Genomic DNA, 13,461 nt, shown 5'->3' with positions numbered 1-13,461 from the left:
ATGAAGTTAGCAGAAATATCGATTAAAAGACCATCGTTGGTTATTGTATTATTTACATTGCTAACGTTAGGAGGACTTTTGAGCTATTCTATGATGGGATACGAGCTCATTCCAAAATTTGAAACCAATATAGTAACTATTTCTACCGTATATCCTGGTGCTTCGCCAAGTGAGGTAGAAACATCTGTTACCAGAAAGATTGAAGATGCGGTAGGTTCTTTAGAAAACGTAAAAAAAGTAGAGGCTTCTTCTTATGAAAACCTTTCGGTAGTAATGGTAGTGCTTAATGCAGGTGCAGATGTAGATTATGCACTTAATGATGCACAGCGTAAGGTAAATGCTATTTTGGCGGATCTTCCAGATGATGTAGATGCGCCTTCACTTAACAAATTCTCATTAGACGATATGCCGATTATTACGATGAGTATCTCTAGTGATAAACTAAATAGTAAAGAACTTTATGATCTTTTAGATAAAAAAATTGAGCCTATTTTCTCACGTGTTAATGGAGTTGCACAAGTAAACCTAATTGGCGGACAAGAGAGAGAAATACAGGTAAATATTGATGATAAAAAGTTACAAGGTTACGGCCTTTCTATTGGCGAAGTTCAACAGGCTATTCTTAGTTCTAATATGGATTTCCCTACTGGTAACGTAAAGACTAGAGTTTCTAAATCTACCATTCGTTTATCAGGGAAATACAAGTCTGTTGATGAAATGAGCAATCTTGTAATTTCTAGTAAAAACGGTGCACAAGTTCGTTTGTCTGATGTGGCAGTGGTAATGGATGCTCAAAAAGACGTCGAAAAAATTGCACGTTTCAACCAACGTCCTACCATTTTAATGCAGGTTAAAAAACAATCTGATGCAAATGCGGTTGCCGTTTCAGAAAGTGTACAGAAAACAATTGATAAAGTAGTAAAAGATTATTCAGCGCAAGGCATTAATCTTAAAATTGTTAATGATACAACAACATTTACCTTAGATTCAGCCAACCACGTAATCTTCGATTTATTTTTGGCGATTGTTCTTGTAGCGATTGTAATGTTGTTGTTCTTGCACAGTGTTCGTAACGCCTTCATTGTAATGGTTTCAATCCCAATGTCGCTTATTGCTTCATTTATTGGGATGTATCTAATGGGCTATACGCTGAATTTAATGTCGCTCCTTGGTTTATCCTTGGTAGTTGGTATTTTGGTGGATGATGCGATTGTGGTATTGGAAAACATTTACCGACATATGGAAATGGGTAAATCTAAAATTAGAGCAGCTTATGATGGTGCAGCAGAAATTGGGTTTACCGTTGCAGCTATTACCTTAGTAATTGTGGTGGTATTTGTACCAATTGCAATGAGTAGCGGTTTGGTAGCGAATATTTTGGAACAATTCTGTGTTACAGTAGCTATCGCAACCTTGTTCTCGTTATTAGCTTCGTTTACGATTATTCCTTGGTTGTCATCAAGATTTGGAAAACTACAACATCTTACAGGTAAAAATTATTTTGAAAAATTTATCCTTTGGTTTGAGAAAGAGTTAGATGTTTTCACACATTGGATTACAGGGATTTTAGAATGGTGTCTTAAAACCGCTACAAGAAGAATATTAACTGTATTAATAACTTTTGTAGTGCTAATAGCTTCTTTTTCTTTGGTAGGTTTAGGCTATATTGGTACAGAGTTTTTCCCTAAAACTGATAGAGGACAGTTCTTGGTTCAAATGGAATTGCCAAAAGATGCAACCATCGAGAAAACAAACCAAATTACTTTAGAAGTTGAAAAATTCTTAAGAAAAGATAAAGATGTAGTAGATTTAATTACCACTGTTGGTCAACAATCTACTGGTTTTGGTGGAGCACAAGCTACTACTTATCAGTCAGAAATTCAGGTGATTTTAACAGATAAATCAGAACGTTCAGAAAGTACAGACATCTTAGCAGCTAAATTAAAAAGAGAGCTCGAAGAAAAATATACAGGTGTAGAATTTAAATCAGCTCCAATTGGTTTAATGGGTGCAGAAGGTTCTCCAATAGAAATGGTGGTTACTGCTCCAGATGTACAAACAGCGACTAAAGAAGCAACCAGGATTTTAGAATTATTGAAAAAAGTACCAGGTGCGGTAGATCCAGAATTATCTACAGATACAGGTAATCCAGAGATTAGAGTAAATTTTGATCGTGATAAAATGGCTGCTCTTGGGCTTAATGTAGCGTCTGTTGGTCAGGTAATGCAAACTGCATTTAATGGGAATACAGATGGCAAATTCAAAGCGGGTGAATATGAGTATGATATCAACATTAGACTAGATGAAAGCAACAGAAATTCCATCGAAAATGTAAGAAACATCTTGTTTAAAAACGCAAAAGGCGAGCAAATCCGTTTAAGTCAGTTTGCTAATGTAGATATGTCTTCAGGGCCAAGTTTATTGCAACGTCGTGATAAATCTCCAGCTGTAAAAGTACTTTCTAAAGTAGTTGGGCGTCCTGTAGGAGATGTGGCGACTGAATGGACAAACCAATTTATGGATAGCAAAGACAAACCAGCAGGAGTAGAATATATTTGGGGAGGAACCATGGAAATCCAAAGTGAAGGTTTTGGTACCTTAGGAATTGCTTTATTAGCAGCGATGATTTTGGTTTATCTAGTAATGGTATCTTTGTATGATAGTTTTGTGCATCCGTTTGTAGTATTATTCTCTATTCCGTTGGCATTAATTGGGGTAATGCTCATTTTAGCCATTACAGGCAATTCACTGAATATTTCTACCATGATGGGAATGATTATGTTGATTGGGCTTGTAGCGAAAAATGCCATCTTATTGGTGGACTTCACCAATATGAGAAAAGCCGCAGGAGAATCTACTCACGATGCTTTAATACAAGCCAACCACGCACGTCTTCGTCCTATCTTGATGACAACTATTGCGATGATTTTCGGGATGTTGCCAATTGCATTAGCAAACGGCGCAGGTGCAGAGATGAATAAAGGTTTGGCTTGGGTAATTATTGGTGGTTTAACATCATCTTTATTCCTTACGCTAATTATTGTACCAGTAGTATATTCTATTTTTGATTCTATTCTTAGAAGAATGGGCAAGCACGAAAAGATAGATTACGAAGCAGAAATGAAAGCAGAATATGTACACAAAGAACTAAGTGAAGATGGTTTTACGCCAAAACATTTAGATTAAAAATATACAGATAAAGAATTGAAGATTAAATTCTGAAAATTCTTACTGTCATAGTTTTGTTTTAATAGTTTATTTTGATAATTCTCACTCCTAAATATTGGAGTGAGAATTTTTTTTACGAAATTTACGCTTAATATGAAGATAGTGTTATTATGAAAAAATATTTTTTATTAATCTTGTTACTATATCAGAGTTTTTTCTCTCAAAATACGATAGGAGTTTTTAATGATGGTTTTATATTTACCAATGCCATACAAGGAAATCCATCATCTTTTTTACAAAGTTCTAATCCTTGGGAATTAAATATTATTTCTACTGATGTATTTTTGAACAATAATTATGGATATATCTCTAAACAGAACGTTTTAGGTGTTTTGGGAGAAAAGGATTTTGTTGTGAATGATGATAAAAGTTCACCAGATTTACCTAAGAATACTATCGGTTTTGGTGTGTATAAAAAATTTGATGGTCACTTTCAAGCAGACGTTCTAGGTCCCGCAATTGCCGTAAAATTCAAAATTAAAGACCAAGATTTTGCAGCAGGATTTTATACCAGATTAAGAACTTTTGGTAATTCCTTTAATTTAGACGGAAATTATAAATATGATAATTTTGTTCATCAACCATCATTTGCCTTAGATTTTAAACCCTTTTCAGGAAGTTTGGCCACCTTGCAAGAAAATAATTTTTTTATTTCTAAGTCTTTTTTTCAAACAAAGTCTTCTGAGTTTAATATTGGATTAAATTTTAAACACTCTAAAGTTTGGGATGCATTAATAGTTAAAGAGAAAAATTCATTTGATTTCAAATATGATAAAGCTTCCGCAACTTTTGAATACAATCATTATGATGTAGAAGCTTTGGTTACGACTTCTGTCAACTTTGATAATAATAGTTATGAACCCAAAGATTATGGACACTCTATAGGTGGCGATATTGGTTTTACATATGTAGATTACGGAGATTATGACAAAGAAAAAGGGGAGTATCTTCAAAAATTGGCATTTTCTGTTACAGACATAGGTTTTATTAAAGTCAATGGAGAAAAGCATATCTTTAAAGGCGATCCATTTTTGATTGATAGAACTAACGATTTTCAACACTTAACAAGCATCTCTGATTTTTTACAAGAACTAAGTTCGCATGTTTATGGTGATCCAAACGCTTCTCTTGTTGGAACTCAGTTTACAGTTGCTTTACCTACAGCTTTGCATTTATCTTATAGTGGAAATCTTCTCAAAAATAGATATGTAACTGTAGGGATTAATCAAAGAATTCCTTTGCATAAATATGCCTTTAAAATGCCTAATCTTTTATATGTAAATTTGGCTAAAACACACCGCCTATTTACCTATTCAGCACAATTATCCTTATTTGAGTATAAAAAACCTCAATTGGGTGCATATCTTAGATTTGGTCCATTTTTTATAGGAAGTGATAATATTTTACCTGTTTTTTTTAGACAAGATGAACTTAATGCTTTTGATGTCTATTTTGGATTTAAAATTTATCCTTTTTGGGACAGTTCAGAATCTCGAAGAGCTAGAAAGGAATGTTATTGTGATAAATAAGATTAGAAAATAAAAATAATTGCAATGAAAATTGCAACTGTTTTTTTATGATATAAAATAGGTTTAATTATTAATCTTAGCATTTTAGGAATTCCTAACTTTGCGCAGTAAAAACTTAAAGATGGAATCAGAAATGTTGCAAGAGAAACCTTTAATCGAAAAATATAATGATTTACTCTTAGATATAGGCTCTACATTGATGGTTGCAGGTGCGCATTGTGGTAGAATAGAACGAAATATAAAGCGTATTGCAGATGTTTTCGGGGTAGATATAGAAATTTTTTATTCTTTCAATGGTATTATTCTCACTACTAAAATGAGAAACAACCCTTCGGAAACCGCCACTCATTATAAAAGATTGCCAAGTCATGGTGTACATTTCGGGATTCTCAATGAAATAAGTTTGCTTTCTTGGAAGGTGGTGAGTGATCATCTAGATTATCCACATGTGAAAAGAGAGTTCGAAAAAATTAAGAAACTTTCTCATCATAAACGAATTCAAATTGTTCTAGGAGTAGGAATTGCTTGTGCATCTCTTTGTATTTTAGCCAAAGGAGATTTTATAGATGCCACTTTTGCGTTTTTTGCTTCTATGCTAGGAATACTTGCGAGACAAGAAATTTCAAAACGAAAATTTAATGTAATGTTAGCGATTAGTGGTGGAGCATTTGTCACCAGTTTTATCGCTTCCATTAATGTTTTTTATGGAATAGGAGCACTCCCCGAAAAAGCATTGGCCACATCAGTGCTGTATTTGGTTCCGGGTGTTCAATTGGTGAATGCCGTTATAGATTTAATCGAAGGATACGTTGCAACAGCTATTGCAAGAGGTTTTTATTCTGGATTTCTCTTATTGTGTATTGCTGCAGGAATGGCTTTGAGTATTCTAATTTTTGGAATTAATAATTTTTACTAAAATGGATTTTTTACAATTAATCATAAAAGATTTTAGCTTCGCATTTTGTGTAGCCATTGGTTTTGGAAGTTTATTCAATACTCCAAACAGAGTTTTATTAATCGCAGGATTATTAGGTGGTTTAGGTCACGCTTTGCGTTTTACTTTGTACGAAGGCGTAGGTTTAGGGTTAATAACTTCTACACTTTCCGGAACTGTTCTTATTGGTTTATTAGGAATTGTTTTGGCGCATAGAGTTCACACTCCGCCTATTGTTTTTACCATGCCAGCTTGTATTACCATGATTCCCGGAATGTACGCATATAAAACCATGTTGGGTTTCATTCGATTGACAGACGAAAGCGGATTAGTCAGAAATCCTCAAGATTTAGACAATACTTTTCACAATTTGGTTCTTACTGCTTCTTTATTGTTTTGTTTGGCAGTCGGAATTTCCATCGGTGTATTGCTTTTCAGACAATCGAGTGTGAAAATGCTGAAATTTGCCCACAAAAGAAAAATAGAAAACGATTAGTCTTCTATTTTTACGCTGGTATAATGAGCAAAAGCTTCTTCTAAATTATTGAATTTCCCTTTAAAATCTGCAATATCAGCATCTTGAATAATGTTTCCTTGATGAATCAAAATCACTCTGGTACAGAGCGCTTCTACTTCTTGCATAATGTGAGTAGAGAGAATTACGGTTTTTTCTTTGCCAATTTCTTTAATTACATTTCTAATTTCTAGAATTTGATTCGGGTCAAGACCATTGGTAGGTTCATCTAGAATCAATAAATCTGGAGCATGAAGAATCGCTTGAGCCAAGCCAACACGCTGTTTGTATCCTTTCGATAACTGAGAAATTTTCTTTGATTTTTCGGGAGTGATTCCTACTAAATCTATGATTTCATCTACTTTTTCTTTAGAAATCTGGTGAATATCTGCCACGAATTGCAAATATTCTTTCACATACATTTCCAAATAAAGTGGATTATTTTCTGGCAAAAAACCGATGTTTTTCTTTACTTCTGTTTCGTTTTCGGTAATGTTTTTTCCATCAAAAATAATTTCTCCTTCCTCTATTTTTAGAGCACCAACAATAGATTTCATCAAGGTAGATTTTCCCGCACCATTCGGTCCTAAAAGTCCTATGATTTCATTTTTGTCAATATCTAAATTGATGTTGTGAAGCGCTGTTTGTTCACCAAATTTTTTTGTAAGATTTTTGATTTCTAAAGACATAAGTAATCCGTAATAAGAAATAGTAATTTGTTAACGCAAAAATAGAGATAATATTTTGAAAATAGAGTTCCGTAAGAACGATTGATTTTATAAAATTGGAATTTCTTCCAAAAAGAAAATCCCAAGAAAATTCTTGGGATTTTTGTGACCTCGACAGGATTCAAACCTGTAACCTTCTGAGCCGTAATCAGATGCGCTATTCAGTTGCGCCACGAGGCCGAAATTCGGTTTGCAAATATAATGCTTTTTTGCTTTCTTTGAAGAATGAAATCATATTTTTTTGCTTTTTTTGCGTTATTGGTGGTAATTTCTTGTAAAAAAGAAACTTATCAATTGTCCACAGATTGGATTGTTATTTCTAAAAACATTCAGTTCAAAGAAAATGGCGATTTTTTACTCTTAAAATCAGGAAAACATCAGTATAAAATTCCTCATTCTAAATTGCCATACCAAAAAATTATGTTGCTCAACGCAAGTTTGGTTGGTTATTTTATAGAATTAGGTGCAGAAGAAAAAATCATTGGCGTTTCCAGTCCAGAATATATTTTTTCAGAGAAAATACAGAAATCAATCCAAGAAAATAAAATTCAAAACATCGGAAACGAACAGAAATACAACGTAGAAAAAATCATCGCGTATCAACCAGATGCTATTTTCACCAATTACGTTGCCAGTTTCGAGAATACTTATGAAGTTTTAAAGAAAAACGGAATAGAAATTATCTTTATTGATGAATATTTAGAAGAGAAACCCCTCGAAAAAGCAAAAATAATAGAGGTTTTCGGTAAACTTCTCGGTAAAGAAAAAGAAGCATTAGAAAAATATTCAGAAATTGAAAAAAATTATAATTCGTATAAGAATTTAGCAGCAAAATCTACGAATAAACCGCAAGTTTTAACCAATGAAATCTACGGAAATCAATGGTTTGTAGCAGGCGGAAACTCTCAAATCGCACATTTTATCAAGGATGCAAATGCCCAATATATTTTTGGAGATAATTCAGAATCTAAATCTACCCCCAAAAGCTTCGAAGAAGTCTTTTCTAGAGCCGAAAATGCAGAATTTTGGGTAAATGTAGGAAATCATAAAAACAAGAAAGATTTACTTCAAATCAACCCGAATTATGCGAAGATGAAAGTCTACCAAAAAGGCGATATTTACACGATTTCTGGTAGAGAAAAAGGTTCTGCCAATGATTATTTCGAAAGTGGAGTGGTGAGAGCAGATTTAGTTTTGAAAGACTATATTAAAATTTTTCATCCAGAGATTTTTCCAAAAGATTCATTATTGTATATGAAAAAACTGAATTAGTCGTTATTTTTGCAACTTGAATCAACTATTATAGATTACATTTTTATGTGGAAATTTATTAAGAAACTATTTTATACCATTGCCATCATCAGCATTTTTTCTATTATTTGGGGAAGATTTTTTAATCCGATTATTACCATTACGCAAATAGAAGGTTTGGTGAAATATCAAAAACTAGACAGAGATTACATCAGTTTTGATGAAATGGGAAGAAACGTAAAAAAGGCTGTCATTGCGAGCGAAGACCAGAATTTTTACAGACATAATGGTTTTGATTTTCAAGCCATCCAAAAAGCATTTGCCGATAATCAAAAAGGAAAAAAATTAAAAGGAGGAAGTACCATTTCTCAACAAACCGCTAAAAATATTTTCCTTTGGAACGGCAGAAGTTACGTAAGAAAAGGTCTGGAAGCTATTTTCACCTTTATCATAGAAAAAGTTTGGAGCAAAGATATTATTTTAGAACGCTACCTGAATTCCATAGAAATGGGACAAGGCGTTTTCGGGGTAGAAGCAGCAAGTCACTACTATTTTGGGAAATCTTCGGCAGATTTAACCAAGTCAGAAGCAGCTTGGATTGCAGTTTGTCTTCCAAATCCTAAAAAATATGACCCGAAAAATCCTAGTTCTTATCTTTCTAGAAAACATTCTTGGGTGATGAGACAAATGAATTACGTAAATTTGGAGTAAATAAAGACAATTCGTGAGGTTTCAATTCAATACATCGCAAAGTTCAGCAGAGATTCTTGATAAATATTTTTCTATCAAGAACGAAACGCGTGAATTAAAACCTCTTACAGAACTTTTTCATTCTTTACAAAAAGAAAATTTCTCTAATTTTTTAACTTTTCTTAAAGAGCACGAAGAAATAAGACAAAACTTGGTGTATTACATCAATACTGTCTTTATGGGAAGAGCTTTTAACCTTTCTCTTACCGAAGCCAATATTCTTTCAGAAGACGCTTTTTTTCCGGAATTAAGAAAAAGAATTTTGTCAAAATTTCTACCACCAGTAGAAGATGATAATAATATTTCTAACGTCATCTCAAACGTTTTTTTCAGAGATAATGCTGATTTTAAATTCATCAAAAAAGTTTCTAGACAAGAATCTGATGAACTTTTCAGAATGTTGGAAATCGACCGCATGATTCTACAGCCAAAAGTGAAAAAAGAACTTCTTTTTTCGATGAATATTTTGGCGTGGAGAGCTATTGGAAACGCTTTAGATGTAGATGTGCTGAAAATGGCTCCAGAATATAAAAATTTCGACAATCCATTTTTGGCATTACAAGATGAGCTAGATATTCTTATCAGCGATTTCAAAAAGAATCAAGCCATCGTTCTTACTTCTAAAGATAGTCATTATAAGCAAATTAAAATTTATCTTCAACAATGTTTTGCTTTCATCAGCAAAGCGTTCAAAAATGCTTCTAAATACGGAATTTCTGGTAAAACCAATCAATCTCTACTGAAAATTCGTCAACAATTACAACGTATTTCAGAAATTTTAGAACTTCTAGTCATTGATGATGAAAAAGATGTGATAAGAAAGTCTAAAAATTTGGTTATCAATATTTTAGATTATAAATCTCACCGAAATAACATCCGAGATTTATTCAATGATAGCACCACATTGCTTTCGCATCTCATTACTACACATACCGCAGAAACAGGAACCAATTACATTACGACTTCGCCAAAAGAATATCTTAAAATGTTCAAAAAAGCAAGTGGTGGTGGAATTATTGTAGGTGCGCTTTGTGTTATAAAAATGTTGTATGCTTATGTTCCAGGCAGTGAATTTTACCATGCATTTTTATACTCTTTTAATTATGCGATGGGTTTCATTATGATTTATTTAATGAATTTCACGTTGGCTACAAAACAACCAGCCATGACTGCTGCAACGATGGCAAAAGTGCTTTCTGAAGGGAAAAATAATTCTAAAAATTATTTAGATTTTGCCCATTTGGTTTCCAAATTATTCAGAAGTCAGTTCATTGCGTTTGTAGGAAATGTATTGCTGAGTTTCCCGATTGCTTTGGCCATTATTTATGGTTTAGAAATTCTTTTCGGACAGAATTTTGCCATTGAAAAATCTTCTACCTTACTCAAAGATTTAGACCCATTTCATTCTAAAGCTTTATTGCATGCCGCTTTAGCGGGAGTTTATCTTTTCATTTCGGGGATTATTGCGGGAAATGTAGGCAACACCTCTGTTTTTTATAAAATACCAGAGCGAATTGCCAAAAATCCTTATATCCATTACCTTTTCGGAAGAAATTTTGCCGAGAATCTTTCACAATATTATTCTAAAAATTGGGCGGGAATTATGTCTAACCTTTGGTTAGGGATTTTCTTAGGTTCTACAGCTACCATCGGTAAGTTTTTTGGACTGGATTTAGATATTCGTCATATTACTTTTGCGGCAGGAAATTTTGCATTAGGATTATACGGAAAAGAATTTTCAATTGATACCCAAACGTTTATTATTGCTTTTGTAACGGTATTTTTGATTGGTTTCTTAAACTTTATAGTAAGCTTTGGATTGTCGATGGTTTTAGCATTCCGTTCTAGAAAAGTGAACTTTGGTGAGGTGAGAAATCTTAACCGCAGTATCATTAAATATTTCTTCAAAAATCCGCTGATTTTCTTTTTCCCAATTCGTTCTGTGTTAGACGAAAGAGCCAAAAAATTAATTTCGGATACTACAAAACATACACATCCATAAATTGGTCGGCGCCAAATTCTTCTTGAAATTTCTTGAGGAAAAATGACTTTTTCATTCTAAAATCATTTCTGAAAAGTGGAGATTTTATTCTGATTTCTAGAATTTTTTCATTCAGATTTACGCTTTCTATTTCTTTGAAAAATGCTTCGTCTAAATAGTTTTTCAAAAAATCCTTGACTTGTAAAGCCAATAATTTATCCTCAAAACCATACAACTTGGCAAAACTTTTCACCAATTCAGAACTTTGATATTCTCTTTTCTTTTTCATGTATTTGCGAGCGCAGCGAAGCAATTTGTTTTTATTTTCCCACAGATTTCACAAATTTTTATCAGCAAAATTAGCTCAATCAGTGCGAAATTTTATTTTTTAATCTGTTTTTCAATTTCCAAAAAAGCAAAATTTACAGCTTCTTTTTCAGTTCTAAAATAGTGTAAATTTTCTTTATTTCCTCTTTCATAATAAAACCAAACATATAAACTTCCAAATTTTTCCAAACCAAAGCCTTCATTTCCATATTTGCCGAAATTGCCAATTAAGTAAAAATCTAATTCAGGATAATTAATTTTTAGATAATTTTCAAGTTCTATTATAGTCTTCATATTACTTGGCTCTTTTTACTTTTTACTTGGCTCTTAAATCTGAAAGATTTTCGATTCTTCATTAATCCTTTTCACCACAGATTCTGTACGTTCTCTATGCGTGTCTGTAATGAATATCTGTCCGAAATTCTGCTGGTTCACCAATTCTATCAACTGAGAAACTCTATTGTCATCTAACTTATCAAAAATATCATCCAAAAGAAGAATAGGATTTTTATTCGTGATGTCTTTTATTCTTTTGATTTGAGCCAATTTCAGAGCAATGAGGAAAGATTTTTGTTGACCTTGACTTCCGAATTTTTTAATCAAATTTCCGTTCATTTCGAAGCGCAAATCATCCTTATGAATTCCTCGTGAAGTGTAAGTGAGAACCCTGTCTTTTTCGAGGTTTTCGCTTAAAATTTCTTCAAAATTTTGTTCATTCAAATTACTTTCATAAATCACAGTAACTTTTTCGTTTCCTTTTGAAATAATCTCATAGAAATGTTGAATTGTTGGTAAAATAGAGGCTACAAAACGTTGTCTTTTTTCAAAAATTTGAGTTCCAAATTTGGTTAAAGGTTCGTTGTATATTTCAAGCGAATCGAGGTCGAAAGTTCTGTTTTTAGCAAAATATTTGAGCAATGCATTTCTTTGTTGAAGCGTTTTTTGGTAATGAATCAGGGCAAAAAGATAATCAGAATCGGTCTGAGAAATCATGGCATCTAGAAATTTTCTTCTGCTTTCGCTGCCATCAGAAATGAGGTTCGCATCATAAGGAGAAATCATCACACTGGGCAAAAATCCAATGTGGTCTGCAATTCTTTCGTAGGTTTTATCATTTTTTTTAATGATTTTTTTACCTTCTTTTGGCAATTGCACTTTGATGATGTCATTTTTTTCTTCTCCTTGAATTTCTGCTTCTATCGCAAAAAAATCACTGTCGTGTAAAATGTTTTGAGCATCAAGATTTCCCAAAAAACTTTTTGCCATAGAAAGATAATGAAGTGCATCTAGAATATTGGTTTTTCCAGCGCCGTTATTTCCCACGAAACAATTGATTTCTGGCGAAAAATCGAATGATTTTTCACTGTGATTTTTGAAATTGAATATTTTCAGATTTTTGATGATCATGTAGCAAAATTACTTCAATAAAACGAGAATTAAAAACGGCATTAGGCTTAAACTTTCCATTAAAAAAGAATAATACCAATCTTCACGTTTTTGATGAGAAAAATAAATTAAGATAGAGGCAAAGGTAAAGGTTAAGAACAGCGAAATTGCAAATTCAAATTTCAGAAAATATATCGTCAAAACTGAACTTAAACATAGAAAAATATAACTTAAATACTTCGTGTTTTGAATGCCGATTTTCATAGGTAAAGTTGTGAAATCATCTCGTTTTAAATCTCTAATTTCGAATGGGAAAGTAATGGCAGAAGTATAGAAAAAAATAATAAAAAACCACGCCCAATTCATCTCTTTCAGAGGAAACCAGACCAAACTCAGCGCCCAAATAAATCCCACATAAAAAGTTTTGACCAAAGAAAATTGTCGAAGGTTAATGTTTAGAAAATCTGCGTTGTAAATAAAACCAAGAATTAAAACAATCAGCCATTTCAAGTAAAAATTCAGGTCAAAATATTTCAAAAGAATGGAACTGATAAGAACAAATCCCAAAATATTCCAAATTTTTGCAAATTTTCTTTTGTGATAAATGGTAAAAAAATATCCATTCCAAAATGTAAGGAAAAGTAAGAATGCTAAAGTATTTTGGTAAGATTCTTGCTCTTGCAAGATGAAAACGCCTAATAGCGTTGCACACAGAGAAACATAAATCTGCGACTTTAGTAGAATTTTTTTTAGTAAATTTATAACGTTCATTAAGCAAATATAAAAACACTTTGTCATTCTGAATGAAGCAAAGCGAAATGAAGAATCTATTT

Annotated in this window: 12 protein-coding genes and 1 tRNA gene; 7 read left to right on the top strand and 6 right to left on the bottom strand. The window is 32.6% G+C overall.

What is annotated here, in order from left to right:
• The 4 genes from QO190_RS07140 to QO190_RS07125 all read left to right on the top strand — a co-directional run bounded on the left by QO190_RS07140 (position 1) and on the right by QO190_RS07125 (position 6,187).
• Positions 1–3,186: an efflux RND transporter permease subunit gene (locus QO190_RS07140; RefSeq protein ID WP_371462155.1), complete on the top strand. Its 3,186-nt coding sequence runs from the start codon at positions 1–3 to the stop codon at positions 3,184–3,186.
• Positions 3,187–3,338: 152 nt separating this feature from the next.
• A complete protein-coding gene (locus QO190_RS07135) occupies positions 3,339–4,757 on the top strand; it encodes a hypothetical protein (RefSeq protein ID WP_371462156.1) in 1,419 nt (472 codons plus the stop codon).
• Between the two features lie 121 nt (positions 4,758–4,878).
• On the top strand, positions 4,879–5,673 hold the full coding sequence (locus QO190_RS07130) for a threonine/serine exporter ThrE family protein (RefSeq protein ID WP_371462157.1): 795 nt from the start codon (positions 4,879–4,881) through the stop codon (positions 5,671–5,673).
• Between the two features lies 1 nt (position 5,674).
• A complete protein-coding gene (locus QO190_RS07125) occupies positions 5,675–6,187 on the top strand; it encodes a threonine/serine exporter family protein (RefSeq protein ID WP_371462158.1) in 513 nt (170 codons plus the stop codon).
• Here the strand turns inward: QO190_RS07125 and QO190_RS07120 are convergent.
• Together QO190_RS07120 and QO190_RS07115 are read right to left on the bottom strand one after the other, a co-directional pair.
• Positions 6,184–6,894 (bottom strand): ABC transporter ATP-binding protein, encoded by a 711-nt coding sequence (locus QO190_RS07120; protein ID WP_371462159.1) that lies wholly within the window; start codon positions 6,892–6,894, stop codon positions 6,184–6,186. The two genes, QO190_RS07125 and QO190_RS07120, sit on opposite strands and share 4 nt — an antisense overlap.
• A 145-nt stretch (positions 6,895–7,039) precedes the next feature.
• Positions 7,040–7,113 (bottom strand) — tRNA-Arg (locus tag QO190_RS07115).
• A gap of 45 nt (positions 7,114–7,158) precedes the next feature.
• On the opposite strand from QO190_RS07115, the gene QO190_RS07110 reads away from it, so the two are divergent.
• From QO190_RS07110 to QO190_RS07100, 3 genes are read left to right on the top strand one after another with little or no spacing between them, the layout of a single operon-like run.
• On the top strand, positions 7,159–8,205 hold the full coding sequence (locus QO190_RS07110; protein WP_371462160.1) for an ABC transporter substrate-binding protein: 1,047 nt from the start codon (positions 7,159–7,161) through the stop codon (positions 8,203–8,205).
• A 45-nt stretch (positions 8,206–8,250) separates the two neighbouring features.
• Positions 8,251–8,895: a monofunctional biosynthetic peptidoglycan transglycosylase gene (gene mtgA, locus QO190_RS07105; protein ID WP_371462161.1), complete on the top strand. Its 645-nt coding sequence runs from the start codon at positions 8,251–8,253 to the stop codon at positions 8,893–8,895.
• 13 nt (positions 8,896–8,908) lie between these two features.
• Complete coding sequence (locus tag QO190_RS07100) at positions 8,909–10,936, top strand: recombinase (protein ID WP_371462162.1); 2,028 nt, start codon at positions 8,909–8,911, stop codon at positions 10,934–10,936.
• Here the strand turns inward: QO190_RS07100 and QO190_RS07095 are convergent.
• The 4 genes from QO190_RS07095 to QO190_RS07080 form a co-directional block, all read right to left on the bottom strand.
• On the bottom strand, positions 10,914–11,204 hold the full coding sequence (locus QO190_RS07095) for a hypothetical protein (protein WP_069796711.1): 291 nt from the start codon (positions 11,202–11,204) through the stop codon (positions 10,914–10,916). The two genes, QO190_RS07100 and QO190_RS07095, sit on opposite strands and share 23 nt — an antisense overlap.
• A gap of 92 nt (positions 11,205–11,296) precedes the next feature.
• Positions 11,297–11,536: a hypothetical protein gene (locus QO190_RS07090; protein WP_371462163.1), complete on the bottom strand. Its 240-nt coding sequence runs from the start codon at positions 11,534–11,536 to the stop codon at positions 11,297–11,299.
• A 33-nt stretch (positions 11,537–11,569) separates the two neighbouring features.
• On the bottom strand, positions 11,570–12,649 hold the full coding sequence (locus QO190_RS07085; protein WP_371462164.1) for a DNA replication/repair protein RecF: 1,080 nt from the start codon (positions 12,647–12,649) through the stop codon (positions 11,570–11,572).
• Between the two features lie 9 nt (positions 12,650–12,658).
• Positions 12,659–13,399: a hypothetical protein gene (locus tag QO190_RS07080; RefSeq protein WP_371462165.1), complete on the bottom strand. Its 741-nt coding sequence runs from the start codon at positions 13,397–13,399 to the stop codon at positions 12,659–12,661.
• Between the last annotated feature and the right edge of the window lie 62 nt (positions 13,400–13,461).

The organism is Cloacibacterium sp. Arc13 (assembly GCF_041431305.1).
Taxonomy (GTDB): domain Bacteria; phylum Bacteroidota; class Bacteroidia; order Flavobacteriales; family Weeksellaceae; genus Cloacibacterium; species Cloacibacterium caeni_B.
Note: the sequence above shows the minus strand (reverse complement) of the source record. Positions and strands in the feature narration are given on the sequence as shown.

What these genes read in the sequence shown, in the direction of transcription:
- QO190_RS07135 (WP_371462156.1), top strand. Translation starts at nt 3,339, where the DNA reads ATGAAAAAATATTTTTTATTAATCTTGTTACTATATCAGAGTTTTTTC.
- QO190_RS07095 (WP_069796711.1), bottom strand. Translation starts at nt 11,204, where the DNA reads ATGAAAAAGAAAAGAGAATATCAAAGTTCTGAATTGGTGAAAAGTTTT.
- QO190_RS07130 (WP_371462157.1), top strand. Translation starts at nt 4,879, where the DNA reads ATGGAATCAGAAATGTTGCAAGAGAAACCTTTAATCGAAAAATATAAT.
- QO190_RS07090 (WP_371462163.1), bottom strand. Translation starts at nt 11,536, where the DNA reads ATGAAGACTATAATAGAACTTGAAAATTATCTAAAAATTAATTATCCT.
- QO190_RS07085 (WP_371462164.1), bottom strand. Translation starts at nt 12,649, where the DNA reads ATGATCATCAAAAATCTGAAAATATTCAATTTCAAAAATCACAGTGAA.
- QO190_RS07120 (WP_371462159.1), bottom strand. Translation starts at nt 6,894, where the DNA reads ATGTCTTTAGAAATCAAAAATCTTACAAAAAAATTTGGTGAACAAACA.
- QO190_RS07110 (WP_371462160.1), top strand. Translation starts at nt 7,159, where the DNA reads ATGAAATCATATTTTTTTGCTTTTTTTGCGTTATTGGTGGTAATTTCT.
- mtgA (WP_371462161.1), top strand. Translation starts at nt 8,251, where the DNA reads ATGTGGAAATTTATTAAGAAACTATTTTATACCATTGCCATCATCAGC.
- QO190_RS07080 (WP_371462165.1), bottom strand. Translation starts at nt 13,399, where the DNA reads ATGAACGTTATAAATTTACTAAAAAAAATTCTACTAAAGTCGCAGATT.
- QO190_RS07125 (WP_371462158.1), top strand. Translation starts at nt 5,675, where the DNA reads ATGGATTTTTTACAATTAATCATAAAAGATTTTAGCTTCGCATTTTGT.
- QO190_RS07140 (WP_371462155.1), top strand. Translation starts at nt 1, where the DNA reads ATGAAGTTAGCAGAAATATCGATTAAAAGACCATCGTTGGTTATTGTA.